Annotated in this window: 1 pseudogene; it reads left to right on the top strand. The window is 49.8% G+C overall.

Annotated elements, in window-relative coordinates:
• Positions 1 to 297 (top strand): annotated as a pseudogene (locus DWW13_RS19665) (VirB4-like conjugal transfer ATPase, CD1110 family); the annotation flags it as partial.

The following is a 297-nucleotide window of genomic DNA, read 5'->3' as shown; positions in this document are numbered from 1 at the left end:
AAAAACCCAAACGGGCTTATCTTGGGAACGCCGGGAAGCGGTAAGAGTTTCGCCGCCAAAAGGGAAATGACAAATGCTTTCCTCATTACTGACGACGACATTATCATCTGCGACCCGGAAGCCGAGTATTTTTCCCTTGTGCAGCGTCTGAACGGGCAAGTGATACGGCTTTCCCCTACGGGCAGGGGCATTGACGGCAAGCCCCAGTATGTAAACCCTATGGATATAAACCTTAACTATTCCGAGGACGACAACCCGTTAGCCTTGAAATCTGATTTTATCCTTTCCCTCTGCGAG

The organism is Blautia sp. AF14-40 (assembly GCF_003479665.1).
GTDB lineage: Bacteria > Bacillota > Clostridia > Lachnospirales > Lachnospiraceae > Fusicatenibacter > Fusicatenibacter saccharivorans.
This window is presented reverse-complemented; position numbering and strand designations above follow the sequence as displayed.